This window comes from Brevibacillus sp. MER 51, assembly GCF_023714195.1.
In the GTDB taxonomy this organism is placed as follows: Bacteria; Bacillota; Bacilli; order Brevibacillales; family Brevibacillaceae; genus Brevibacillus.
The window spans coordinates 778,321-801,122 of record NZ_JAMAUS010000001.1; the positions used below are offsets into that span (position 1 = coordinate 778,321).

35 protein-coding genes are annotated in these 22,802 nt (G+C 42.2%); 15 read left to right on the forward strand and 20 right to left on the reverse strand.

Annotated features, from left to right (window positions below; all coding sequences use genetic code 11):
- Positions 1-105: 105 nt before the first annotated feature.
- The gene (locus M3630_RS02985; protein WP_251251172.1) at positions 106-483 is read right to left on the reverse strand and encodes a PH domain-containing protein; all 378 of its coding nucleotides are present in this window, start codon (positions 481-483) and stop codon (positions 106-108) included.
- A gap of 96 nt (positions 484-579) precedes the next feature.
- Between M3630_RS02985 and M3630_RS02990 the strand changes: the two genes are divergently transcribed.
- Positions 580-909 (forward strand): DUF1259 domain-containing protein, encoded by a 330-nt coding sequence (locus tag M3630_RS02990; RefSeq protein WP_353057210.1) that lies wholly within the window; start codon positions 580-582, stop codon positions 907-909.
- Positions 910-1,762: 853 nt separating this feature from the next.
- On the forward strand, positions 1,763-2,587 hold the full coding sequence (locus M3630_RS02995) for a DUF6492 family protein (protein ID WP_173607920.1): 825 nt from the start codon (positions 1,763-1,765) through the stop codon (positions 2,585-2,587).
- 186 nt (positions 2,588-2,773) lie between these two features.
- Here the strand turns inward: M3630_RS02995 and M3630_RS03000 are convergent, their stop codons facing one another.
- Together M3630_RS03000 and M3630_RS03005 are read right to left on the reverse strand one after the other, a co-directional pair.
- On the reverse strand, positions 2,774-3,172 hold the full coding sequence (locus M3630_RS03000; RefSeq protein ID WP_251251173.1) for a serine hydrolase: 399 nt from the start codon (positions 3,170-3,172) through the stop codon (positions 2,774-2,776).
- 465 nt (positions 3,173-3,637) lie between these two features.
- Positions 3,638-4,204: a DUF4062 domain-containing protein gene (locus tag M3630_RS03005; protein ID WP_173607921.1), complete on the reverse strand. Its 567-nt coding sequence runs from the start codon at positions 4,202-4,204 to the stop codon at positions 3,638-3,640.
- A 249-nt stretch (positions 4,205-4,453) separates the two neighbouring features.
- Between M3630_RS03005 and M3630_RS03010 the strand changes: the two genes are divergently transcribed.
- Both M3630_RS03010 and M3630_RS03015 read left to right on the forward strand, forming a co-directional pair.
- A complete protein-coding gene (locus M3630_RS03010; RefSeq protein WP_173607922.1) occupies positions 4,454-4,672 on the forward strand; it encodes a hypothetical protein in 219 nt (72 codons plus the stop codon).
- A gap of 79 nt (positions 4,673-4,751) precedes the next feature.
- Positions 4,752-4,961, forward strand: a complete 210-nt coding sequence (locus tag M3630_RS03015) for a hypothetical protein (RefSeq protein ID WP_251251174.1) — start codon at positions 4,752-4,754, stop codon at positions 4,959-4,961.
- Between the two features lie 153 nt (positions 4,962-5,114).
- Here the strand turns inward: M3630_RS03015 and M3630_RS31105 are convergent, their stop codons facing one another.
- Positions 5,115-5,231, reverse strand: coding sequence for a MerR family transcriptional regulator (locus M3630_RS31105; protein WP_353057211.1), 117 nt, complete (start codon positions 5,229-5,231; stop codon positions 5,115-5,117).
- Between the two features lie 359 nt (positions 5,232-5,590).
- Here M3630_RS31105 and arsR point away from each other — a divergent pair, with 359 nt between their 5' ends.
- The 5 genes from arsR to M3630_RS03040 all read left to right on the forward strand — a co-directional run bounded on the left by arsR (position 5,591) and on the right by M3630_RS03040 (position 8,819).
- Positions 5,591-5,905: an arsenical resistance operon transcriptional regulator ArsR gene (arsR, locus tag M3630_RS03020; protein ID WP_260507183.1), complete on the forward strand. Its 315-nt coding sequence runs from the start codon at positions 5,591-5,593 to the stop codon at positions 5,903-5,905.
- Between the two features lie 64 nt (positions 5,906-5,969).
- Entirely contained in the window at positions 5,970-6,407 is a 438-nt protein-coding gene (locus tag M3630_RS03025) for an ArsI/CadI family heavy metal resistance metalloenzyme (RefSeq protein WP_221869129.1), read from the forward strand.
- Positions 6,408-6,425: 18 nt separating this feature from the next.
- On the forward strand, positions 6,426-7,463 hold the full coding sequence (gene arsB / locus M3630_RS03030) for an ACR3 family arsenite efflux transporter (RefSeq protein ID WP_173607925.1): 1,038 nt from the start codon (positions 6,426-6,428) through the stop codon (positions 7,461-7,463).
- 25 nt (positions 7,464-7,488) lie between these two features.
- Positions 7,489-7,899, forward strand: coding sequence for an arsenate reductase (thioredoxin) (gene arsC / locus M3630_RS03035; RefSeq protein ID WP_237898548.1), 411 nt, complete (start codon positions 7,489-7,491; stop codon positions 7,897-7,899).
- A gap of 392 nt (positions 7,900-8,291) precedes the next feature.
- Complete coding sequence (locus tag M3630_RS03040; RefSeq protein WP_251251175.1) at positions 8,292-8,819, forward strand: hypothetical protein; 528 nt, start codon at positions 8,292-8,294, stop codon at positions 8,817-8,819.
- A gap of 391 nt (positions 8,820-9,210) precedes the next feature.
- On the opposite strand, the gene M3630_RS03045 is transcribed toward M3630_RS03040, so the two are convergent.
- Positions 9,211-9,483: a YolD-like family protein gene (locus M3630_RS03045; RefSeq protein WP_251251176.1), complete on the reverse strand. Its 273-nt coding sequence runs from the start codon at positions 9,481-9,483 to the stop codon at positions 9,211-9,213.
- 355 nt (positions 9,484-9,838) lie between these two features.
- Here M3630_RS03045 and M3630_RS03050 point away from each other — a divergent pair, with 355 nt between their 5' ends.
- Positions 9,839-10,294, forward strand: a complete 456-nt coding sequence (locus M3630_RS03050) for a hypothetical protein (protein ID WP_251251177.1) — start codon at positions 9,839-9,841, stop codon at positions 10,292-10,294.
- Positions 10,295-10,355: 61 nt separating this feature from the next.
- Here the strand turns inward: M3630_RS03050 and M3630_RS03055 are convergent, their stop codons facing one another.
- From M3630_RS03055 to M3630_RS03065, 3 genes are all read right to left on the reverse strand, one after another.
- On the reverse strand, positions 10,356-10,622 hold the full coding sequence (locus M3630_RS03055; RefSeq protein WP_251251178.1) for a hypothetical protein: 267 nt from the start codon (positions 10,620-10,622) through the stop codon (positions 10,356-10,358).
- Between the two features lie 355 nt (positions 10,623-10,977).
- The gene (locus M3630_RS03060; protein WP_251251179.1) at positions 10,978-12,345 is read right to left on the reverse strand and encodes a DJ-1/PfpI family protein; all 1,368 of its coding nucleotides are present in this window, start codon (positions 12,343-12,345) and stop codon (positions 10,978-10,980) included.
- A gap of 724 nt (positions 12,346-13,069) precedes the next feature.
- Entirely contained in the window at positions 13,070-13,399 is a 330-nt protein-coding gene (locus tag M3630_RS03065) for a helix-turn-helix domain-containing protein (RefSeq protein WP_251251180.1), read from the reverse strand.
- A 325-nt stretch (positions 13,400-13,724) separates the two neighbouring features.
- Between M3630_RS03065 and M3630_RS03070 the strand changes: the two genes are divergently transcribed.
- From M3630_RS03070 to M3630_RS03080, 3 genes are all read left to right on the forward strand, one after another.
- On the forward strand, positions 13,725-13,862 hold the full coding sequence (locus tag M3630_RS03070; protein WP_251251181.1) for a hypothetical protein: 138 nt from the start codon (positions 13,725-13,727) through the stop codon (positions 13,860-13,862).
- 227 nt (positions 13,863-14,089) lie between these two features.
- Entirely contained in the window at positions 14,090-14,302 is a 213-nt protein-coding gene (locus M3630_RS03075) for a helix-turn-helix transcriptional regulator (protein ID WP_251251182.1), read from the forward strand.
- A 36-nt stretch (positions 14,303-14,338) separates the two neighbouring features.
- Entirely contained in the window at positions 14,339-14,620 is a 282-nt protein-coding gene (locus M3630_RS03080; protein ID WP_251251183.1) for a hypothetical protein, read from the forward strand.
- Positions 14,621-14,656: 36 nt separating this feature from the next.
- Here M3630_RS03080 and M3630_RS03085 read toward each other — a convergent pair whose 3' ends face one another.
- Positions 14,657-15,484 carry an ATP-dependent DNA ligase gene (locus tag M3630_RS03085; protein WP_251251184.1) on the reverse strand — a complete coding sequence of 276 codons (828 nt, stop codon included), beginning with the start codon at positions 15,482-15,484 and terminating at the stop codon, positions 14,657-14,659.
- A 182-nt stretch (positions 15,485-15,666) separates the two neighbouring features.
- On the opposite strand from M3630_RS03085, the gene M3630_RS03090 reads away from it, so the two are divergent.
- Positions 15,667-15,996 (forward strand): hypothetical protein, encoded by a 330-nt coding sequence (locus M3630_RS03090; RefSeq protein WP_251251185.1) that lies wholly within the window; start codon positions 15,667-15,669, stop codon positions 15,994-15,996.
- Between the two features lie 42 nt (positions 15,997-16,038).
- On the opposite strand, the gene M3630_RS03095 is transcribed toward M3630_RS03090, so the two are convergent.
- From M3630_RS03095 to M3630_RS03110, 4 genes are all read right to left on the reverse strand, one after another.
- A complete protein-coding gene (locus M3630_RS03095; RefSeq protein WP_251251186.1) occupies positions 16,039-16,377 on the reverse strand; it encodes a YolD-like family protein in 339 nt (112 codons plus the stop codon).
- Positions 16,378-16,514: 137 nt separating this feature from the next.
- On the reverse strand, positions 16,515-17,099 hold the full coding sequence (locus tag M3630_RS03100; RefSeq protein WP_251251187.1) for a hypothetical protein: 585 nt from the start codon (positions 17,097-17,099) through the stop codon (positions 16,515-16,517).
- A 43-nt stretch (positions 17,100-17,142) separates the two neighbouring features.
- Positions 17,143-17,538, reverse strand: coding sequence for a hypothetical protein (locus M3630_RS03105; RefSeq protein WP_251251188.1), 396 nt, complete (start codon positions 17,536-17,538; stop codon positions 17,143-17,145).
- A gap of 318 nt (positions 17,539-17,856) precedes the next feature.
- Positions 17,857-18,270: a hypothetical protein gene (locus M3630_RS03110; RefSeq protein WP_251251189.1), complete on the reverse strand. Its 414-nt coding sequence runs from the start codon at positions 18,268-18,270 to the stop codon at positions 17,857-17,859.
- A 94-nt stretch (positions 18,271-18,364) separates the two neighbouring features.
- Between M3630_RS03110 and M3630_RS03115 the strand changes: the two genes are divergently transcribed.
- Positions 18,365-18,568, forward strand: coding sequence for a hypothetical protein (locus tag M3630_RS03115; protein ID WP_251251190.1), 204 nt, complete (start codon positions 18,365-18,367; stop codon positions 18,566-18,568).
- Positions 18,569-19,085: 517 nt separating this feature from the next.
- On the opposite strand, the gene M3630_RS03120 is transcribed toward M3630_RS03115, so the two are convergent.
- The 7 genes from M3630_RS03120 to M3630_RS03150 all read right to left on the reverse strand — a co-directional run bounded on the left by M3630_RS03120 (position 19,086) and on the right by M3630_RS03150 (position 22,795).
- Complete coding sequence (locus tag M3630_RS03120) at positions 19,086-19,325, reverse strand: hypothetical protein (protein ID WP_251251191.1); 240 nt, start codon at positions 19,323-19,325, stop codon at positions 19,086-19,088.
- Positions 19,309-20,028, reverse strand: coding sequence for a M23 family metallopeptidase (locus tag M3630_RS03125; protein ID WP_251251192.1), 720 nt, complete (start codon positions 20,026-20,028; stop codon positions 19,309-19,311). The genes M3630_RS03120 and M3630_RS03125 overlap by 17 nt, the downstream gene beginning before the upstream one ends.
- Complete coding sequence (locus M3630_RS03130) at positions 20,015-20,293, reverse strand: hypothetical protein (RefSeq protein WP_251251193.1); 279 nt, start codon at positions 20,291-20,293, stop codon at positions 20,015-20,017. The genes M3630_RS03125 and M3630_RS03130 overlap by 14 nt, the downstream gene beginning before the upstream one ends.
- On the reverse strand, positions 20,290-20,550 hold the full coding sequence (locus M3630_RS03135) for a hemolysin XhlA family protein (protein ID WP_251251194.1): 261 nt from the start codon (positions 20,548-20,550) through the stop codon (positions 20,290-20,292). Before M3630_RS03135 ends, M3630_RS03130 begins: the two co-directional genes overlap by 4 nt.
- A gap of 718 nt (positions 20,551-21,268) precedes the next feature.
- On the reverse strand, positions 21,269-21,403 hold the full coding sequence (locus tag M3630_RS03140) for a CD1375 family protein (RefSeq protein WP_251251195.1): 135 nt from the start codon (positions 21,401-21,403) through the stop codon (positions 21,269-21,271).
- Between the two features lie 81 nt (positions 21,404-21,484).
- Entirely contained in the window at positions 21,485-21,823 is a 339-nt protein-coding gene (locus M3630_RS03145; protein ID WP_251251196.1) for a hypothetical protein, read from the reverse strand.
- Positions 21,824-21,838: 15 nt separating this feature from the next.
- Positions 21,839-22,795 (reverse strand): NHL repeat-containing protein, encoded by a 957-nt coding sequence (locus M3630_RS03150; protein WP_251251197.1) that lies wholly within the window; start codon positions 22,793-22,795, stop codon positions 21,839-21,841.
- Positions 22,796-22,802: the final 7 nt, after the last annotated feature.

Genomic DNA, 22,802 nt, shown 5'->3' on the forward strand with positions numbered 1-22,802 from the left:
AATATTGGTAAATAGGTTGTAATAATCCCTTGCTCATAGATACTCTTCATCATGTCCAAGAAATATGTAGCATAGTGATTAGGGCAGTCCCTTTATCAAGCGAGACTAATCCAAAATGTACTCGGCCAACACACTCTGTATATGGTAAATATTCAAGTTCTTGTTAAATTGCTTTTGGATCGGTACTGAACTTCCAGAAACCCAAATTTTCAATTCAGCATCCAAATCAAAATTTCCGGCTGTTTCAATGCTAAAATGATTAATACTTTTATAAGGAATGGAATGGTACTCTATCTTTCTACCAGTAATGCCTTGCTTATCAACCAGTATTAACCGCTTGTTGGTGAAGATGAACATATCACGAATTAATTTGTACGCCTTTTCTATTCTTTCATTATTAGCTAAGATTTGAGCATACTCCTTTTGAACATCTGCAATGTTAACTTCCGAAGCGTTACCCATTAGACCGTCTAAGAAGCCCACATTAACGTCCCCCTATTCAACTAATTGATAAATCATATTCTCCAAACAACTCAAAATTCCTACTGAATTGGTTACTATTGTCTCAAGGTAGCAGAGATTACCTGGACATTCAGAACAGTTAGGAATATTCCCGTAACCATTTTAAGACGTCCTTCTCGTTCAGCACTAACGGTACCGATGATGTGTTCATTTGAATCAATGGATCAAAATGGGAAAGCTCTTTGTTTGGGGGAAACAGTAATTCTCCCAGAAGAGATTAACCCATCCATTTCTGTTCTTCGCCATTACGATATACTGGTTACTGCCCTTCACAATCACTGGCTTTTTAACAACCCCGGCATCATGTTTATACACTTCGAATCAATAGACGAGCCCGTCCAATTTGCACATAAAGTTCGTCACGCCCTTTCAGTCTTGAAGCATTAATCTTCACCCCTTTATCGGGTATTTTTTACGAATTCTCGTTTCGAAGGTTTTCCTCGTAATCCTTGAAACGCTGAGTCAAGCTTTTTTTATCAATATATATTCGTATCGGGATAAATACAGCGAGACGTCCTCATTTGGCCGTCTTTTTGCTTTGACAGGCATTTTGTGCATACTTTACGTTTCAAAGGGCGCTCACCCTCGGTATTATGCTCTACTTTTACAAGACTCTCAATACTGGGACAATAAAACCAGCTTTCTATCTTCTTTTTCTTCATTTATCACATCATGTGCTAAGTCCCGATAGGTAAGAATCCCAATGCTTGGTAATGCTTGCGTTTCCTGACCCAGATAGGCGAATTGACCACAAAAGAATCATCATTTCACCACGTAACCGTAACTACTCCACCCGACATGCCGTTCTACTCGAACGGCTATTTTACTTTGTACACAGAATGAATGAATTCATCCCGATATGAATTTGGCATAGGTCTTTCATGGTCAAAGACCCTTTTGCTTGTTTCCTCTGATTTCATCTGGGCCATCATAGGCTCCTGGTTTTCTGCCAACTCCATCTGTTCCCGTCTACCTTCAGAGAAACGTATTTATCCAGTCAGTACCATCTGAGTCGGATTGAACTGCCATTGTTATAGATCAACAATTTCGACGAGACAAAGTGAATGAGGAGTTGCTCCATGACTCAAGTAGGCTGACAAACACACATTTCGCAGGATTTCCATATCTGTCGTATTCCCGCTAAGAAAAAAAATCATATCCTATCTGGAAAGTCGGACACTTTGGCCAACCTTTTCAGACAAATATGCTTGAAACTGCTTAGCGAAAAGGAGTTGAGAAGTTGACACGTTCAGCGAAAAGCACCTTCAACAGCTCTATTAAAATTGATGTCCTGATCCCAGCTATTGAGAAAGATCTTGGCACTCTTCCCTATGTCATTGACAGTATCCGTAAGAAAGTGAAGCATCCGATCGGCAAGATCATGGTTGTATCACCGCCAAGCAAACGAATCCAAGCCCTTTGCCGGCGTAAAAACTGCACCTTCATCAATGAAAGACGCGTCCTACCAATTACTAAAAAAGACATTCACTACCAAACCAAACGCACCAATCGATCAGGCTGGCTGCTCCAACAATTGTTGAAGCTAGCGGGAGGTAACTTGACCAAGCAAAGGTATTATCTTGTGATTGACGCCGACACCATTCTTATTCGACCTCATGTCTTTCTCGTCAACGGGAAAACCATTTTTTACTGCCGTAACTGGAGTCGTCCCGAGTATTTTCGCACCTATAAGAAATTAATGGGCACCAGACCAACCGCTTCACGCTCTTTCGTTGCCCACTATATGCTGTTCGACAAATCGAAGCTCTCCCGGCTAAAGTCTAAAATTGAGGCCAGGCATAAAACTAGATGGTATTGGGCGATTATCAAGAAAACAAACAAGCAGAGTTATGCCGGCTTTTCCGAGTTCGAAACTTACGGTAACTTCGTGAAAGCTCACTACCCCGGTCATCTGGTTGTAAGAAGTTCCCTTAACAAAAGCTTATCTTCAAAACCGGCATCACTTACTCGCAAACGAATCATCAGACTGGCCCAGAAATACAGGTCCATCTCCTTTCATAAACGCGGCTGGTATATTCGGAAGAAGAAGAACGTGAGGAAATAAAGAGCTGATGTGTATGCCCACTTCTCAAAGAAAGTTGAATTAGATAACATGGACAAGTTTGAAGCTACATGGAATTTGTGTACTCAGAAAAAAAGAGTGGGCAACTAAGTGGACAATATTCGAAAGAGCTATTCTTCAAACTAAGTGCACCCAGGTGGCTATCCAAGCTCCTGGGTGCACTTTGCTTTATAATAAATGGCCTTTTCGCTCAAGCTTGTTTGTTAACAGAATCGCGAACTCCCCCACTTCCATCCAAGCATTGCAAAACCAAGTCCTAGACTGCGGCTGTTCCACGGCCTTGAAATCCGTGTCCATCATGGAAAGCGGATGAGTTACAAGCATCCGTACAGCTTCACTTAGCGGCATTCCAGTAACCTTTTCGATGACCGCCCCGAGTACGTCTGTTGCTATGGAATACCTCCACATTTTCCCCGGCTCATATTGAAGCGGGACAGAAGCGAGTCTTTGCAGATTTTCTTCAAGTGTAATTCCCGCCAGATCCATGCCGTCCGATACCCCGGCAAGCTCATAAGTTCCCTTTTCTTCCTGGAAGAAACGGTAAGGTAAGCCTGCGGTATGCGTCATCAGATGCCGTCTCCTCAAGACCGAGCAATTCAGGAAGCACAAGCTAAAGCAAAATGGGATGGGTCTTGTAGCAACAGCGTTTCCGGAACGGGTAGAAACAATAAAGATGGGCAGCACGGTTATTGATAAAGATGTGATCGAGTGTGAAGCTGATGCAAATCACGGCGGCGACGCTCCCCCAAAATAATGGAAAAGACCCAACTCCTACAATTAAGGAGTTGGGTCTTTTCGGTTGCAAGTTCCCCTAATCACCAGAGGCATTCTTGCCTGTTTTATTTCTTAATACAAATAAAACGAATACACATAGATAAGCAAGTGATGAGATTAACCACTCATCGAAACGATCATTGTAGTCTACATATCGTACACGGTAAAACTACAGGGACCATTCGGGGTTCGTTCTTTGTCATTAAAGGAGAATATTAAGCGAAGACAGAAGAAAGGGGCTGATTGCCAGCCCCTCTTTCATTTCTTTTTCTCCAACTCCGCCTTTAATCTTGCATTCTCTTCCAACAGCTTTTGAACGTCCGGGACATCCTTGCCGGAAAACCAGCCATACAAATCGTCTCTTGCTGCATACTCTGGCAATTGATCACGAAGTACCATTTTAATGTGCCGTACATCTTCAACATAGTAGATAGGAATTTGTTCCATGACCGATTGCTTAAACTCTTGAAATTTCTGATAATATTCAATTGCTGCGAAGTCGTAAGGCTTTTGTCTTAATGCTTCATCTGTGACAACAAAAGCAAATCTAGGTTTGCCCGCTTCTCCGGCATACTCATATTCCCATTGCGTATAGCTCTTGGATTCATCAGGAAGTGTTAAACCATAGAATCCTCCGAGAATCAGGATATATACATCGGACTCGTCGATCCATCTCTTCCTAATTTTCATTGGACTTTCCTTGAAAAATTGCTCGACTCCAGCAGGGATATGACCGGCTTGGAGTACGGCTTCAACAGCGGTATGTCTTTCCTCAATAAGATCGTAGTAAGTAGACGATATGTATATTTGTAATTTTTTTCTCATAAGCCCACCCATATTAAGAAATAGTATAAATAAAATCTACCACTCACTCACTTTATTTGTCAAAATTGACTGATGTTTTCATGCAGCAAGCTTGCACCTGTGCCATATGCCACTATAAACAGTTCTAGGCGCTTGAGTCTCCATGCTATTCTCTTCCCCCGTGTATAAGCGTAATGTTGTGTTACAACGGGTCTAGAAGGAATTCATTTTTATTTGCTTGGAAAAACTACGTTAGAAAGGAGTGCTTCAATGACTAACCAAAAAGAAACGAAAGATCAAAGCGATAAAAAGGGTATATTTCAGTCAGATGTCGACTACGTCGAGGCGTTGGAACAGTCGCTCCCCGCCGGAGCAAGTGAGGAATTTGGACCAGACATTGGGATTCCGTCGAATTATGAAGCGAACCAATCTGGGACCAAGGTAAGTCTAAGCGGCTTTGAAGTAAGCAAGCATATTGGTAGACTGTAACCCTCGAGATTCGGGGATTTTCTTTCTCACACCGGTATTATAAGCAAGGAATGTAAAAACAGATGAAGGAGTAATTAGAATGACTCAATTCGATGTTGGATTGGTTCACAGGCTTGCTGACCAAATGGAGGGTCTTGCTTCGAATATTAAAAAGCATGTAAACTCCCCAAATGAACTAAGCGAGGACATAAAACAGATGAAGAGTATCCTCAATGGTTTTCAAACGCTAACCAATTCGTCTGAAAATAGTGGAACCTATCCAATTGCAAAGGATAACGATGTAAGATAAGGCGCTAGATTGTAAAGGTAGTTAGAATCCCCATCAGCCATCACTGCACCCGTGAGGCATCAAACTCCTGGGTGCACTTTTCTATATGGAATAATTTCTTTCCTTCATGCTTGTTTGTTAACAGGATCGCGGCCCCCTCCAGCTTCCATCCAATCATTTACTGAGTTGAAAGCCAAGTGCTGGTTTTCGTGAACTTAATGATCCGAGTCGAGATGCTGGTAATGTACCTTCGCGTACCATAATGTAGATCGTGTCAGAAGAAATATTCAGGTATTTGCTGCTTCATTAACAGTTAACCACTTTTCAATTGCAGGCTCGTCCCCATCCTTTCTAGTAATCTCCGTATCAACATCTGTACCAACCTATCATCCTCTAATAGTTGCTGAATTATTACTTCGAGGATATCTACGGATTTGTTCAATTATATTCACCTTTTAAAATTATGTAACTGACCTTATCCGCAGTTTATTGGTGGTGGAAAACAGTTCGTTTATTTATCCGATTACATGGATCGATACTAAATGAAAAAAAACTTACATCAAAAAAAGTTGATTTAATTATTGCATCTTCTTGGTAATCATACATATAATAAATGCATCAATAAAAATTGATGAATGAGGTCGTAATCCATGAATGACATCAAGCATAATTTGGAGCTATATGAGAAAAAATTCAAAGCTCTTGCCGATCAGAAACGTTTAGAAATTATGTATGAGCTTTGCCAGAGAGGTAAAACATGCGTGTGTGACCTTACCGAGGTTTTTGACATGCCTCAATCAAAGTTATCTTACCATCTCAAAATCTTATTGGACGCTAATCTGATTATTAAAGAGACAAGAGGCACATGGAGTTACTATGATTTAAATGATGGTGAAGTGAATCATCTGTTATCGGAAGAGCTTTGCTGTATTTTCAGGAAAACAGGTAAAGGAAGCTGCTGCTAATTTTTTTTAGACCTTACATCAACTTTTTTTGATTAATAGTTTTTAATTAAAGGAGGATTATGAAATGAAGTATGTACATGTTGGCGTTAACGTTACCAATCTGGAGAAATCTATTGAGTTCTATCAGAAGGTTTTTGGAGTTAATCCTGTAAAGGTAAAACCTGATTATGCTAAGTTCTTGCTTGAAACCCCAGGACTAAATTTCACATTGAATGTTCGGGATACAGTAAGTGGAAATCAGGTTAACCACTTCGGATTCCAGGTTGAAACTGCAAATGAAATCCTAACTCATAAGGAAAGACTAGAAAAAGAAGGCTTTTTCGCTCGGGACGAGATGGATACGACATGTTGTTATGCTGTGCAGGATAAATTTTGGGTTACTGATCCAGACGGTAATGAGTGGGAATTTTTCTACACAAAGTCTGACAGTGACATTCATAAAATCGAATCCACATCCTGCTGCGTAGATTCAAAAACAGAAGCAACCAATTCTTGCTGCTAAGACAAAGTGGGAGGCCCAATGAAACAATTATCATTTTTAGATCGCTTCTTGACCCTTTGGATCTTTCTTGCTATGGCAGTAGGGATTATTATCGGAACTTTCTTTCCTACTTTCACAAATGGATTAAACAGCTTACAAATTGGTACAACATCCATACCGCTTGCCATTGGCTTAATCTTAATGATGTACCCCCCTTTAGCAAAAGTTCGATATGAAGAAATGGGACGTGTCTTTAAAGACCTTAAGGTTCTTGTACTATCCCTTATTCAAAACTGGGTGATAGGCCCGGTTTTGATGTTTTTACTAGCCATCATTTTCTTGCCAGATAAACCAGAATATATGGTTGGGCTGATAATGATTGGGCTGGCACGATGTATCGCTATGGTAATTGTGTGGAATGACCTCGCAAAAGGAGATACAGAATATGTTGCGGGGCTTGTGGCTTTCAATTCTGTGTTTCAGATGCTTTTCTTTTCAGTATATGCCTATGTCTTTGTCACCGTAATTCCGGAATGGCTTGGGATTCAGGGGGCAGTCATTAGCATTACGATGGCGGAAGTGGCAAAATCGGTGTTTATTTACCTGGGTATTCCTTTTCTTGCTGGGATGCTGACACGCTTTACTATTGTAAAAGTGAAAGGCAGACAATGGTACGAGAAAGTGTTCATCCCAAAAATTAGCCCTATGACTCTGATTGCCTTACTCTTTACCATCATTGTCATGTTCTCAACACAAGGAGAGAACATCGTAAGCGTTCCTCTTGATGTTGTTCGCATCGCCATTCCACTTCTTATCTATTTCATCCTCATGTTCTTTATCTCTTTCTATATGGGGAAAAAGATTGGCGCAAATTATCCTGTTACTACGACGCTTGCTTTCACAGCAGGCAGTAATAACTTTGAATTAGCTATCGCTGTGGCAGTCGGCGTGTTTGGGATTCAATCAGGCGCCGCCTTTGCAGCCGTCATCGGTCCTCTTGTTGAAGTACCTGTGATGATTGCATTGGTTTATGTAGCTTTATGGTTCAAGCGCAAGTATTTTGCCAGCATTTCCTAATTGAAGCTGAAAAGGTGGGTACATCATGGAAAACAAAAACAAAAAAACAATCTACTTTTTATGTACAGGAAATTCTTGCCGAAGCCAAATGGCAGAAGCATGGGGAAAGAAATACTTGGGCAACAAGTGGAACGTCTTTTCAGCTGGTATTGAAGCCCATGGGGTCAATCCAAATGCCATTCAAGCGATGAAAGAAGTTGGCATAGACATTTCCAGTCAAACATCTGATGTCATTGACCCTGATATATTGAACAATGCGGATCTCGTCGTGACATTATGCAGCCATGCAGATTCCGTTTGTCCAGCTACTCCTTCTCATGTAAAACGCGTCCATTGGGGATTTGACGATCCTGCGGGAAAAGAATGGTCTGAGTTTCAACGAGTTCGTGATGAAATCGGCGCTCGCATTAAGAGTTTCAACGAGACCGGAGAATAAATTTAATATTAGAGAGACCATTAAGATTATATTTAGAGCCGAGCTACCTTGCGGCTCTTTTTTCTTTGGGAGGCGAGGCTACCCCTAGACATTACCGAAGCATAAATTGGGCTGTACACCGTCTTGCCTCCGTTCATCTCAATTACCGATGTGTTAAGCTCGAGACTCAATCGCTTCAATTTACTTTTTGGCCGCTTCACAAATGACACCCGGATTAATCGTGCAAATTAGTGGTGGTACCTAAGATTCGAATGTCATCCTGATGTATGCATCTAGCTCCCCTTGCCTCCTGGAATGCCAGGCTCATGCCTTCCTCCGCTTGCTACAAGACACACACCTATTCCGACCTAATAACATACCATACAAAAAATATGACTTAGGAAGGAACTAACATGATATTTCATGAATATTCCCTGCCTCATTATTGGGCTCGCTCTGTTAACCACCCCATTTATCGTGACGAAAATTCCTTTACGCAAACTCCAATTTTAATCCATCTTTCCTCACCCCCGGATCAAGGGGCAAAGTATTTCTCTAGCTTTATTTCAGCAGCATATTGGCAACGTCTCGGTATCCAAACCACTATGTTTTTTAATGGAGAGGGGGTAATTGGTTTGGTGAAAGGAAGGCTTGTTAAAATGATCGGTAGTCCTAATACCGAACAAACTGTCACTCAACAATTAGGCATGGAAATTCCACAATTTCTTTACGGCGACAATCCAAAGAATATATTAGAATGGGCCCTAACATTTGTTCGTTTGGGTGGTCGTGTAGCCTATTGTGGAACAACCAATACATGGGTAGGGAATGCAATGGACTGGGAGGACAGATCTAATATGGAACAATTTGCCATCCCCTTAAATCTCCATCAGGTTGCCAGCCTTTTATCGAACCAGGAAATGAAGTATATAGCCTTTTAAGTTATACATTACACAACGTTGTTTCTAAGCCGTTTCGGTAACGAAAACGGCTATTTGCGTTTCTTCATTACACATTTTGTAAAGCGATTGAGCTCGTTTTCTTTCCTCCTAAAGTTTCAGATGGTACTATTTGGTCCATAAAGGAGGGTTGATACGGTGCTAAAGAATTGGTTCTCCATTGGAGGTTTATTGGTTGGTCTTAGTGGATCATTGATGTCACTGATTGTTTGCTATGACTATATTTTTGGTGAGTCCTTTAAAGGTCTCGACTTCTTGCTATTTTTGCTGATCATGCTTCCTGCCATTTGCACTTTAGTTACGTCCTTTGTAGCATGCGGTATAGGATCGTTTCATGCAGGATTTCTCGCCATTTGTCAGGGTGAATCATTGTCTAATACACCCGCTCAACCTGCAGCATTTTTTCAATGGGCACCCACCACACACCATCCACGCGGACAAGCTTGATCTTGTTCTCATCCCGATCGATGTCTTTGACTACTCCCCATTCTCTCCGAATACAGTTCTCGTGCCAACTTACGTTGACTGCATAGTCTTTACGGACAGAGTCGTAAATAATCACGTTCATTTCTGCCAAGGATTCTGGATCAACCTCGGGTAACGGAACAACGACTTCCTCATAGTGATGTTCATACAGTAGGGTCATTCGAAGTCTCCTCCACCAATCCAGCCTCTATCAAATCTCGGAGAATGTCAGTGGCGCATCCAGTACTTGCCCCAGTACGGATTTTGCGTATTGCTTTTAGGTGCTTTGGGGTTAAAACGGGTATTACTTGGAGTTGGCCATCAATCACTGCTTGGATTGTCTCCATGTTAATCATTTTTCGCGAACGTTTGTTCCTATTTTATAAGAACACCATCCGAACATGCAACCACAATTTTTACCAGTGGGGAGATATAAAGTGAATATACGAATTAATTGCCAAAAATTTACATTTATAGAAACAACCTTTACACTCTAATTGTTTGCAAAATTATCCAATTAATGGGAGTGAATGTAAATGAAAAAAGTATTATTCTCTGGAGCTATGGCTATTGTAATGGCGGTATCTGCCATTACACCTGCGTTCGCTGCTCCTCAAGACCGCGCAATTCAAGAGGCACAAGCTAAATCAAAATGGGATGGGTCTTTTAGCAACAGCTATACAATTCCTAAAAGTTCCATTATTGCTGCTGTGGCTGGCGGAACTGCCACTATCGCTAAATTATTGGAAAAGCGTGGAGTGCCGGTCGAATGGACAGCTCCTATTGCGGCTGCCATTTCAGCTGGGGTAGGTTCCTCTGTTACTGGCGACATCAAAGTTTCCGGGACGACATACTATAAGTGGATAAAATTCCCCACAAAAGCTTTCTATCGAGTTGAAACAACAATAAAGATGGGCAACACGGTTATTGATGAAGATGTGATTGAGTATGAAGCTGATGCAAATCACGGCGGCGACGTCGCACCGAAATAATGAAAAAAAAGACCCGACTCCGACTAATAAGGAGTTGGGTCTTTTCGGTTGCAAGTTTCCTCTACTCACCAGAGGTATTCTTGCCTGTTTTATTTCTTAATTCAAATAAAACTAATACACTTAGATAAGCAAGCGAGGAGATTAACCACACATCGAAACTATCATTGTAGTCTACGTATCCCACTCGGATATACGAAATAAAACCCAATATAACAACTAGTGCAACAGTAAAAATAGAGAAGTTTTTAAGAATTTTTTTAATCGACATTCCAGTCACATCAATCACCTTTTTTCCAGAATGATACTCCAAATATCTTTTTTTATTCATTATAATACCACACAGACAAGTGATTTGGTAATAAATTCCATAATTCTTTACGCGTATATTTGTAATAAACTGTAATATAGTTCATGTGATAAAAGACGTCCATTTTCAAATAAAAAAGCCCTCCCAGGATTATTTGTCCAAGGGAGGGCTTCCGCATTAGTTGAATGGTTGTTGCTCCATGCAAAAATCTGACTGCAAGTTATCCAACTAACGAGCAGTTATGGTTAAGAAATCACTAGATCAACAACACCAGTATCAATCATTTTTTCATCGGACAGATGGAGGGGCGTAGAAAACAGTCTATTCTTTCAGCCAGCACCCCTGATCGGCCACCTTCAAGTCGGATAGAATGTCACTACCTTGATGCGCTTATATCTTTTTTCCTGCGGAAGAAGCGCTGATCGATGAAAAAAGCAACGATCAAGGATAGGATGCCGAGCAAAATTGGTACACCAAACGCTTCAAAAGAGAAGGTTCTACCTTCTAGCTTCAGATGATCGGTGGCGCGATATTCGAGCCGCTTTGCAGCAAATTTCGCCGTCCCAATATCCTCCTGCTTGGCCAAATCCTCGAATGCAGGATCCATTGCAAACCGATCCATTGCTTCGCGATGTAAGTACAGTAGTTCCGCGCTGTTGCCGCTTTCGTTCCATTGGTTGATGTCTTTGGCGACGGCTGATTCGGCATCGGCACCGACGACAATCATTTTCGCTAGTTTCGGCACGTTTTTTATCTGATAGCGCGCGACTAAGTTCAGGCCATGCTTCGTTACGATCGGTTCGTTTGCACCGGAAACAGTCAACGTCGAAGTCGTGCCAGAAGCAGCGTACGTATCGAATGCGGCGGACAAATCTAGTTCATCAACGCCGTTATACAGCAGAACGCCCGCTTTTACTTTGTTCCATTGATAAGCGTTGTTAAGTATGAACGTTATATCGCTGAGCCCGGCAGTGAACGGTTCCATTTGCGGTTTTTTCACGTAATCGTAAGATGGATAGTTCATCTCTACCGCTACTTTCTCCGCCGCCTCCTCACCCAACTGCTGTGAGATGACATATAGTGTAGCGTCAATTCCCGATGTCAGACCCGCAGAAGATATGATATTGCCTTGTGGGACGTAGCGCAGATCTTTCACCCACTGGACTTTCGGATATTGTTTAATGAGTCGGTCGATGTCTCCCCAGTGCGTCGCTGCAGATTTGCCGTTAAGTAAGCCAGTATCAGCCAGGTTTTCTGCCCCATTGCAAATGGAAAGCAATAAAGTCTTGTCACTCGCGTGCTTCTGAATCCATTCGCGGACAGGCGTATATTTTTTCTCATCTAGAATCGGCATAAACGGTATGACGATAATGTCCGGGCTTTTTCCGAGCATCGCATCCATTTCGTCAAACGAATAATGCGGAACGACATCGAGTCCGCCGGTTAGTGATTTTATTTCACGATCGGGTGCAACGCCGTATACATTGTAAGCTTCCGTCATCGCAAACATCTCGTATGGGACGAGAAAATCGAACACTTCTGTTGATTCATTCGCCAGTAACACTGCCACTGTCGGTTTGTTTGCGTCATATTTCGGTACCTGCACATTCGTCAATGCAGGTGCGGCTTTATCGTAAACCGACATTACCTCATTCATTGTATTGACGAACCCGAGTGTGCCTGCACCTCCTACTACGACAACAAAAACGATGAGATAAATACTGATTCGCCATACAGTTTTCACATGCCTACTCTCCCTCAGGTTAAATTTCTTACCCATAAAATGTAACAAACCAATATATACTTATCATCAGTCTGTAGCCCGATTACGGGGCTGGCCTAATGTAGGAACCACCTATGGACCCAGGTCTCTTTCTAAGAAGGTGCATTTATATGGCTTTTAGTTACAAGCCTCTATGAAAACTTATGATCGAGAGAGAAATAAAAAAAGGGGAGTTACGGGAGTTTCTATCAGGGGCAACAGTAGTAAAAATGGGAAAAGACGAGTTTGGATGTGTATGCCCACATTTCTAAAAAAATCGAAAGCGAGAACATGAGAAAATTCGAAGACCATATGGAGAAGATTTATGAGTAATTTGTGGGTGCGTTTGTGGGTGAAGCAATTCTTACAGCCGCACCCACCAAATAGAAAAAACCCCTCGCACCTACAGGCACAAGAGGTTTCGCTTATTAGTAAGCGGTCATGTATTGCTCGCGCTCCCAATCGTGAACGCGTGTGCGGAACATATCCTTGGCTTTCAATCGTTTTTAACGCTCCACGAAAAGCGCATTAAATCAACAGTTTCACCTACTGTTGTTTCAAATGAAATCAAAGCGTTTCAAATTTTCGTGGGCAAAAAGTGGGCAAAACGGTGGGCAAAATTCGAAAGTCCTATTCTTTAAAAAAGTGCACCCGAGAGGCATCAAACTCCCGGGTGCACTTTACTATATGGAATAATTTCTTTCCTTCATGCTTGTTTGTTAACAGGATCGCGGACCCCTCCAGCTTCCATCCAATCATTTACTTTACTGAGTTGAAAGCGAAGTGCTGGTTTTCGTGAACTTAATGATCCGAGTCGAGATGCTGGTAATGTACCTTCGCGTACCATAATGTAGATCGTGTCTGAAGAAATATTCAGGTATTTGGCTGCTTCATTAACAGTTAACCACTTTTCAATTGTAGGCTCGCCTCTCGTCCCCATCCTTTCTAGTAATCTCGGTATCAACATCTTTACCAACCTATCATCCTCTAATAGTTGCTGAATTATTACTTCGAGAATATCTACGGATTTGTTCAATTATATTCACCTTTTAAAATTATTTAACTGACCTTATCCGCAGTTTAGACAAGGGATCAAAAGATTATTCAGGCCCTCATTCGCGAAAAAATGGACCAATTTTTAATGAAAGGGCGAAACGGAATCGGTCATTAGGGAGTGCCCAAGCGTTTGTTGTTGAGCTGGCTCTCGCTGATGGGGTGTTTCGCGAGAAGCTGAAACGGTACATGATCGGTGGTGGAAAGCACTTCGGATACACTTCCGATTACATGGATAGGTACTAGAAAATAATTGTTGTATTTTATAAAACAAAATGGTATAATTTAGTTATAAGGAGGTGAACAAATTGGAGTTTAAAGAATGGTTAGCCTTGATTGCTTTTCTCTACGTGATCTTTAAAGATCGAGTAGAGCCACCGCTGAAAAAGTGGTGGAAGAAAAAGCAAAAGCGACGCCCCTCCACCAAGAGTAAACGTCGCAAATAGCTAGGCAGAAGGAGGAGAAACTCCTCCTTCTTACAACCAATCTTACTCCAATTATACCATGAAAACAAGGAAGTTAGACGTCACTAACTTGTTGTCACCGCGTGGGGTTCTCGGTATTGCTTTGGCTCTGACCTACTCTCCAGGTGGCTCTTGGTGGCAGCAAACAATCCTGATTGTCTCCGTATCGTACATTCTGATCACGGCCTTGTTTGGAAGAAGGGATTAACATGCAGGTCAACTTAGACGACATCATGGGCTTGGCAGAAGTTAGCGAAATGACAGGTAAGTCCAAACAATACATCAAGATTTATCTTGAGCGAGAACAGTTCCCGGAGCCGGTGAAGAATCTTGCAAGTGGCCCGCTCTGGCTCCGGGGCCAGATTCAAACATGGATGGATACACCGAGACCACGAGGACGTAAGAAAAAGACAGATGAATAGGTTTCAGACCGCAATCACTAGGGAGCGTGTATGGACATGGATTTGCAATATAAAGGGGTTAATAAACTTGGGCGTGTGGAATGGATTGAACTCGATCTCGCAAGTCCATGGCGTCCAGAAGGATTAGTAATGGAAGAATGGCAAGTTGAACAGTACAGGCCGTTTGTAGAAGGTATAAGAACTTGTATCGGTCGTAATCTAACAAAAGATGAGCTTAGTACGATCGCTTGGTTGGCTGGATACGAACAAAGTACGGTTGACAATATCATGGGCATTATCAGAGCTGCTTATGATCATGGAAAAAACGAAAAGAATTAATAGAACAACCCGCCTGTTGAATGAGGCGGGTTGTTTTTATGCAGTCAGGATAAAATCGACGAATACTGGCGATCGTAGCATGCCACTCTTTGTCCAGTTACGCATTTTGACTTTGGCCTTTATCTGCGATTGTATATACACAAAATCGCGATCCTCACCAGTAATCAACTGTTTCGCCACCCCCAAAAACGCCTGCTTGTGTGTAGGAGGCACGCCAAGTTCGATCACGCCTGCTGGTCGCCCATTGTAATGTGCCAACCATCCGAAGTCTCCCTTACGCCATCCGGCAATATGAACGTCAACATAGCTATAGTTGATGATCTTTAAGAAGTCATCGGTTCGCTTATCTGCATGATATCTCCCGTCCTTCCGCTTGGCAACTATGCCCTCCATATTTCGAGCAACAATTGCGTCCCATAAGTCCTCGCCTCGACCATCAATGTACGCTATTTTGCTCATGGTTGGGGTATCCGTTATTGCACGGTCCAGGACGGCTTTGCGCTCCATTAGAGTAAGCCCGCGCAAGTCGGTGTCCTCATAACGCAGGATATCGAACACGACGTAAGATATCGGCAGCCGCGATCGCTTCGACTGGAATCGCTGCATAGTCAGCTCAAAGTCAGGGATACCCGTTTCGGAGTCCATTACTGCGAGTTCGCCGTCCAATATGATGTCAGGACCATCTGTTATAAGTTCAGGGTACTTCGCTGTTACATCGTTGTTGTGTCTTGTATAAAGTCGCGTCTCGCCGTTTTTTCGGGATAAAATCAGGCGATGGCCGTCGATCTTCGGCTCATAGATATATCGTTCGTCCGAAAATGGCTTATCTACCTGTTCTAGCAGCATCGGGTATATAAATTCCATATAGCATCACCGATATAATTGTACCAATACGGTTATGAAGGCGCTCTGGTAATTACTGTTCCAACATTAATAAATAAGGTCTGCTATTAATTATCAATATATTTCCACCAATTTTTCTAGTACTTTATGCACTTGTCTGTTAATCTGATCTTATAAAAAAGATGGAAAAAGGTGGGTTATCAATGGGAGATCAACTTAAAGAAAAATGCAGGCACAAAAATTTAAGGAAGGAGTACATAATGGGCTCACAAACTGGAGACTTTGAATGTCTTGATTGTGGGAGAATGGGCTATGGAAGAGATTGGCCAGAAAAAGAAAGAGCCGCTCAAGAGTTAAAACTTTGGGCACAGCATGAAGAATTGTCAAAGCAAGCTAAGGACCTTAGTGCGAAAATTTTAGCTTCGAACCCTCAAGAAAATTATGATGAACATGTACGATTAGTTAAAGAATCAACCGAAACTTACACTTCACTTTCCGGAATAATTGCAGAAATCAACGAACTCAGAAAGTGATTAAAAACCCGCTTGAAATTAAATCAGGCGGGTTTTTTGCTGCTATCCAATGACTGCCGTAATGTCGCGTAAATTAATCCACATGATATCGGCGGTGTTTACGACTTTTGCCTGTTTGCGTACTGGATCAATCCGCTGTACCACGCCCCACATCTGATGTATTTCACCAAGACCTGGACGTCTTTCCACCCAGTAACGAACAGTCACCGAAAAGTCTTCGGTCATCGACGCGCGCATGAGTCGATCAATATCCACCATCTCGTCATCCTCTAATACAGGCTTTGTCACCAAAGTTTTCTCATAAGCGTGATTAATCAATTCAGTGACGTGTTCTGGTAAAAAGAATCCCCTTCCAATCGGGTCGTTAATTTTACTCGGCAATTCGCGCCCTCCCCCAAAATCGAACGTTTGTTCCAATTATAGGTGAGCAACACGCTAACATGCAAATAAATAAAGTCCCCTTCTCCAATCGGAGGGGACTTTATCGACACTCTGAGCCCTCAATGAGGGCTATTTGCCTACTCCTGAATACTCCAATTTTCAGAGTCCTCATTCATAGCTACGTTGATGGTTACAACTTCCCCATTACCCTTGTCCCTTGTAAAAACAATCTTTCCAGCATTGAGGTCTTCTTTTAACAGCAACATAGGTACAGTGTCACCAGACTTACGATGCTTTTCCATCACTTCTTCTTGAATTTCAATAAAAGAAGTCGATGCTCTCTCAGAATATTTAGCTTCAATTTGATCCTCTACCAGGTTGCTTTGAATATAAGAGCAATACAGCCACTTGTCTTTATTCTGATCCACGATTACATCTAAATTTTCCAACGATTTTTCTTCTTGATTAGACTGGATTCTATTTTTGCTCACTGCTACTTCTTTTTCAAATCCTATTTCTTCCAAAGCATTAAGATGTAAAGCTTGAGATTTTTTAGGAACCTGAGTATCTGAGTCGCTATTTACGTCACTATCATTTGATTCAACCCAAGAGGTAGGTTTCTCAAAAATCCCAGCTGAAACATTCGAGATCCCAACGTACGATGTTAACAAAAGTGCCAATGCAGTTGTACCAATAAATAAGTTTTTCTTATTAAGATTCATCCAACTTACACCTTCCTTGTATTTGTATTTGTATTTGTTAACTTTATGGCTTCCACGTATCGGAATCTGACTTCTTCAATGTATCACCACTTTTACTCTTTGCTGTAAAGGTTGCCTTAACCTCATACCCATCATTAATCCAGTTAACTGCGTCTGTTCTGGCATACGCGTACCAAGGTGAAGAAGTAGCTTCCCCAGTATCTCTTTCTTGCCAAATTCCCTCAGAGTACAATTCGCATTTTACTGTAAGTTTTCTCATGTCCTTGCCTTCGGCTTCAGCTTGTGCGTAACCGTGTACAGAGGAATCTTTAACTTTTATTTTTGCCTCGTATCTTGTGAAACTAAACTCTTCTATAGGACCTTTAGCAAAACTCGTACTGTAAGCACCTCCTGCACAAACGATTGCAGCAGTCAAAGCCAACATGCTTTTTTTGAACATATGCATTCCCCTTTGTTTAATTTACATTTTTTTACAAAACCTATTATATATGTACTATTATGAATAGTATATAAAAACCTCATTCGTTTTAAGGTATTTTTTTCCAAACTGAGTATACTCGATCTCGATTAGTTTTAAATGGGTATTTCACCCTATTTTTGGAAGAGAAAAGCCCCCAACAGATTTCTCCGCAGAGGACTGAACTGTTTAGATCACTGTAAGAAGGGATTCTACGGCTAGTATGATCGACTGTACCTGTTCATCTGTCAGGAGATTATAGCCTTTATGTTGGAGGGTAAAAAAGAAAAGCCCCACTTTTTAGTGGAGCAAAGTCAACGGATTCCAACCAACACCGCCGTCAATTTTCACTTCCCAATCAGGCCCAGTAAACTGCATTTGCCAACCTGGCCCGCCATCCAACTTAATGGCTACCCATTCAGGATCGGTTGTCTTCATTTCCCAGCGCGGTCCATTATCGAGCTTCATGCTTTCCCAATCAGGGCCTGAAGTTTTCATAGCCCAACCCGGACCATCATCAAGTTTCATGCTTTCCCATTCTGGGCCATCTTGCATCTGCCATTCCGGGCCTGTACACAGAACTTGCCCTCTTTCACCAGCATCAAAAAGATACGGTCTTTCTCCGAGGTCAAAACATAGCACAGTGCAGCGTTCACCAAAATCAAAATTCATTGGGATGCCACGTTCGCCAACATCTTTTAAATCGTAGCTCATTCTATCACCTCGCTTTTTCTCAATCATACATCTAAACCAAATATTAGAAAAGATTCCGATGAGTCGTTATACTGTATTTAAAGGAGTGATCACTTTGAAATTCGGTATGAGGAAGCCAAGCCTAAAAAAGAGAATTGCAGCTAGAACCAGTCTTAAACGCCAACTCGTCCATCGGGCAGGATTAAAGATGCCCCGCGGCTGGGGATGGTTGAGGAATCCGAAGAAATACGCTTATAACAAAGTGTATCAGCAGACCACCTTTGATATGTTCTCGTTGATCAAAAAGCTGTTCAAATAAAAAAGCCCTCCCCGGATTGTTTCTCCGAAGGAGGGCTTCGCAATATCTCGAACAAACATTTTTACTCATCCAGGAAAATAGTCACATTTCAAATTACCACTTTTCGCTTGAAATGGGGTATTATCTTAGTTATGTAAGTTGTATCTTATACAAAATATTGAATTGGTGATAAAAAATGCACTTTCAGCTATTAACAAGGGACAAGCGAATTGACTATGACATTTGGCAGGGTAGGCATCAATTTTATTATGCTCGAATTGAAAAGCCGTACAAAAAAGATCACCCGGATTTCAAACTATATATCTTTAAAATCCGTAAACCTACTGGTGAGGTAATAACTTCTGAGTTTCTAAAACAAAGTTTCACTAACTTGGAAGATTGTCGAGATTTTATCTTCAAGTGGATAAAAAAAGAATTAAAATCGCTAAAAACGAAGGCATTATAAGAAAATACTTTAGATCGTACAAAATACCAACAGCCCTCCCCGGATTAATACTCCAAAGGAGGGCTGTTGGTGTTATTGGCTTTTTTCTGATGTACCGACCGAATCTCCTGCATCATTCTTGATACGCTCTGCATCCACGAATCCTTCAGCTACCATGTACGCGACAACAGAGCCGAGAGCCGTAATCATGGCGGTTACCTTTGTAATCGTGTCACCGTCCATTCCAAACAGTACCAGCACGCTCGTGATAAAGGCAGCCACTGCCATCCACAGTTTGCGTGATGAAAGCTTGCGTTTAAACTCTTCGTTCATGATCTACATCCTCCTCTTGTGGGACAAGAAAATCTAGTGTATTGGTAGATCTATCCACAAGTACAAAAATGAGCCAAGACATGTCTTCTAAGACTGCCTGTGGCTCTGTTCGCAATCGTTTTTTCCACTCTTCTGCGTTGTTTATCAAGGCTTTGCCTTCTGTATCCTTTTTGCTGGCAAGGCTGTCTAACGCCTTGTCTGCGAGTTGGAGCTTCCACGGTTCCAGTGCTTTCACTGTGTCTTCATCTCCTCTATCCACAGGTTTATCAACAGATTGGTAATATTCTCGCAAATACGCTACAGGATCGGTATGTGTCCCGAATCCGCCGCGCCGAACCTCGTAATGCAGATGTGATCCGGTGCTTCGTCCTGTGCTGCCCTGGTGCCCGACGACATCGCCACACTCGACCCGGTCGCCAACCTTAACAGCTACGCTGTGTAGGTGGGCATATACGTGTGTGCAGCCGTTCAGGTCTTTAACAGCCACTACAATTCCAAAGCCCCCGTATCCTGATCCTTTTACACCTTCTTTTGCGTGCGTAACAACTCCTGTGACAAAAGCAAGGATCGGTGCCCGATGTTTTTTAACCAGGTCAATCCCCGTGTGGAATACCTGCTTGGTTGTGAAAGGATCTGCACGCGGTCCATACGGGCTGGTCACACGGTATCCTTTGAGCATCTCGTCTACCTTAGACACGGGCATCGTAGTCCTCTCCTTCCGTATCATGCTCACTGGACCGTGGTTTGCGTAATTCTTGCACTGCTCGTACACCGAACACGCCGCCTGCAACCGTCATTAGGACTGGAGCCATCATATCCAATAGAGCAAGGTAGCCCGAACTTACAGGTTTACCTAGCAACGAGAGAATAAGCCCAATCGCTACGAAAAGAAAAAAGACAGTACTTGCGATCAGGAGTAGATAGTCCTTCTCACTGACGCCATCTCTGTCATTTAAGAACGTCTTCATACCGCCAACCCCTTCCATAGCAATGTTATGGCTCCAGCGATCAGCGCGCCTATAACCGTACGCCAGAGCCATTTTTGATTATCAGCCACCTCATTCAAACGGTGGTGTGCAGACTTGCCGTATTGAAGAGCTTCATTCGCTTTCTCTTTCGCCTCTTCCGCAGTAGCACGTACATCAGTCATAGAGTCCAGTTTTGTCTCTACTCGTACAATCCGCTCGCGGATATCAGAAAGTACCTGCATCTCATTGTTTGACATGTGCTCATCCTCCTCTCCCCCTGGGGGAAATAAAAATAGCCCCGCTAGGAACGAGGCTTTCTCAAGGTCTTAGTGATAAAAATACCCCCGGGATTTCCCGAGGGTCGTCGATGGGATCTCAAAATGGACTACTAAATGGAGTTTCATACGTAATGTTCCCACTTTTATCTTTTACTGACCCGGAAACAAATTTAACTTGATAGGAAAACCCAGTATGCCAAGTATCAGGATTATAACCCATGTAAATCTTGAGAATGGGCTTTTCAGGATCAGTTGTATCCCATTCGATACTTTGATTGGCATTGGGGTGTTTTAAATTTGCTCCATTTTGATTGTTAATGTGGGTGATTATCTGATTTATATCAGTAAAAGATAAGGTATCATCTGATAATGCTTCATTGAATCTAATCAACAAAATACTAGCATTAACAAGAGTGATTGTACCAACTGCTGGGGTTTCATCGCTATTCTCGACTTATTCCCTTCTGTTGTGAGGGTTTTCGTTCGAGCCTACACCGTGCAGGCGACTTTCATCGCACACGGCGTGCCATCAACGGATAGAAAGAGGACAACCTACAACGGGCATTGTGATTATAAGCTCCTTACGTATAACTGGTCTTCTAACTAAAGTTATACATTGAGACAAATTTGAAACTAACGGAAAAGAAGCACTTCAGCAGCTCCCCATGAAAAAACGCCCTCCTGATTAGGAAAGGCGTTATGCCAACGGCTTGCCATCTGTACCAAGACCCAATGCTTCCATGTCGGCTTTTACAGCATCCTGTAGGCTTACTGGAATCTGTGCAAAGGTACGGCGACCGTTAATAATCAAGCTTATGCAAACTGCTACCATCGTCCTCTCACCTCCTTTCAAGCATAAAAAAAGAAGCCATATCCATAGTCGATTTAGCATTTCTGCTCCTCCTATGTGGGCTTACTTGGTTGCTGGTACTGCGACCATTTCGTATAGTTGCAAAACGGCATCTTGCGTATCCAGGTTGGCTTGCTTGGTTTCTGAGGTAGCACTCTCCACTTTTTTGAGCCGATCTTCTAATGGCGATGGAGTATCATCGACATACTCATACCACATTTCTTTTGTTTTAGGATTGACGTATTGTCGTGCTAATTTACCTGGTGGTGTTTGTGGCTCGGGTACAGTTTCCGTAAGCAATCCGCGATTTAACATTTCTTGATCAAGCTCGGATGGGAAGTGGTGAATCAGCGTGACTCTTGCTTTTGTTTCCTCGATTTTTTCATAGCCAATGTAAAACATATCCCAATACCTCCCTTACTTAATTTTGTAGCGGTATTTCATGCGACGCACCACTCCTGCATCCAAAATGATGAAAGATGAATCGGATGCAATCGCGCGAATTTTGTTGTCACCCCGTATACCCACTACCTTGAAATCAGACAACCGAATTTTGAACCAATATTCGGTTGTCGTAACATAACCAAAGTCACCAATGACTCGTAAATTAACTGAAGAGAAATCAATCGTACCAAGGTTAACGCTCGCTTCTTTTACGATGGCAGGTCCAGATGCACCTGATAAACCGTAATGTGTAAATTTTCTCCCGTTTAAAGCATAAGCACGGTTACTGTCGGATAGATCGGGTATCACTCCGTATAGATCAAATCCATTTCCTGACCATACCAATCCACCAGTCAACAGAAACTTGTACATGTTTCCGCCAAGATTTACGTACAGGTAACTAGAGATTACGCATATACCTGATGTACCATTTGCAGTTGTTACACCCGAATCGTACAGCCATGCCCTTGTTCCAGCAGGGAGGATTTTATATGCCCGAACATTTGTGTACGTATCATCCTGACATGACATATAGATATTCCCGGAAGCGTCTACTGTAACATGGTAAACGGATACTAAATTAAATCCGGAAAAGGTAATCGTAGTTACAGCGCCAGTTGTCATGTTGATTTTAGCTGCTTTCTTCGTTCCGACCGCATAGTAATAGCCGTCTTGTCCAATACACACAGCATATACACTAAAATCTAAAGGTACTGTCCAGGCTACAACACCGTGTGATCTTATTTTCTTGACTTCTGCATCGGTTTTCTTTGCTAAATAAACATCGTCCGAACTGTCCAAGTTTATGAAGTCATAGGAGACTGAATTCGAAGTTTCCCACACAATCGTATCTACTTCCACCAGGTCTTTCGGTAACGCTATTTTCTTACCAGATAAGCCATGTGCTGCTAAAACTTCTGTTAAATTCACGCTCTCA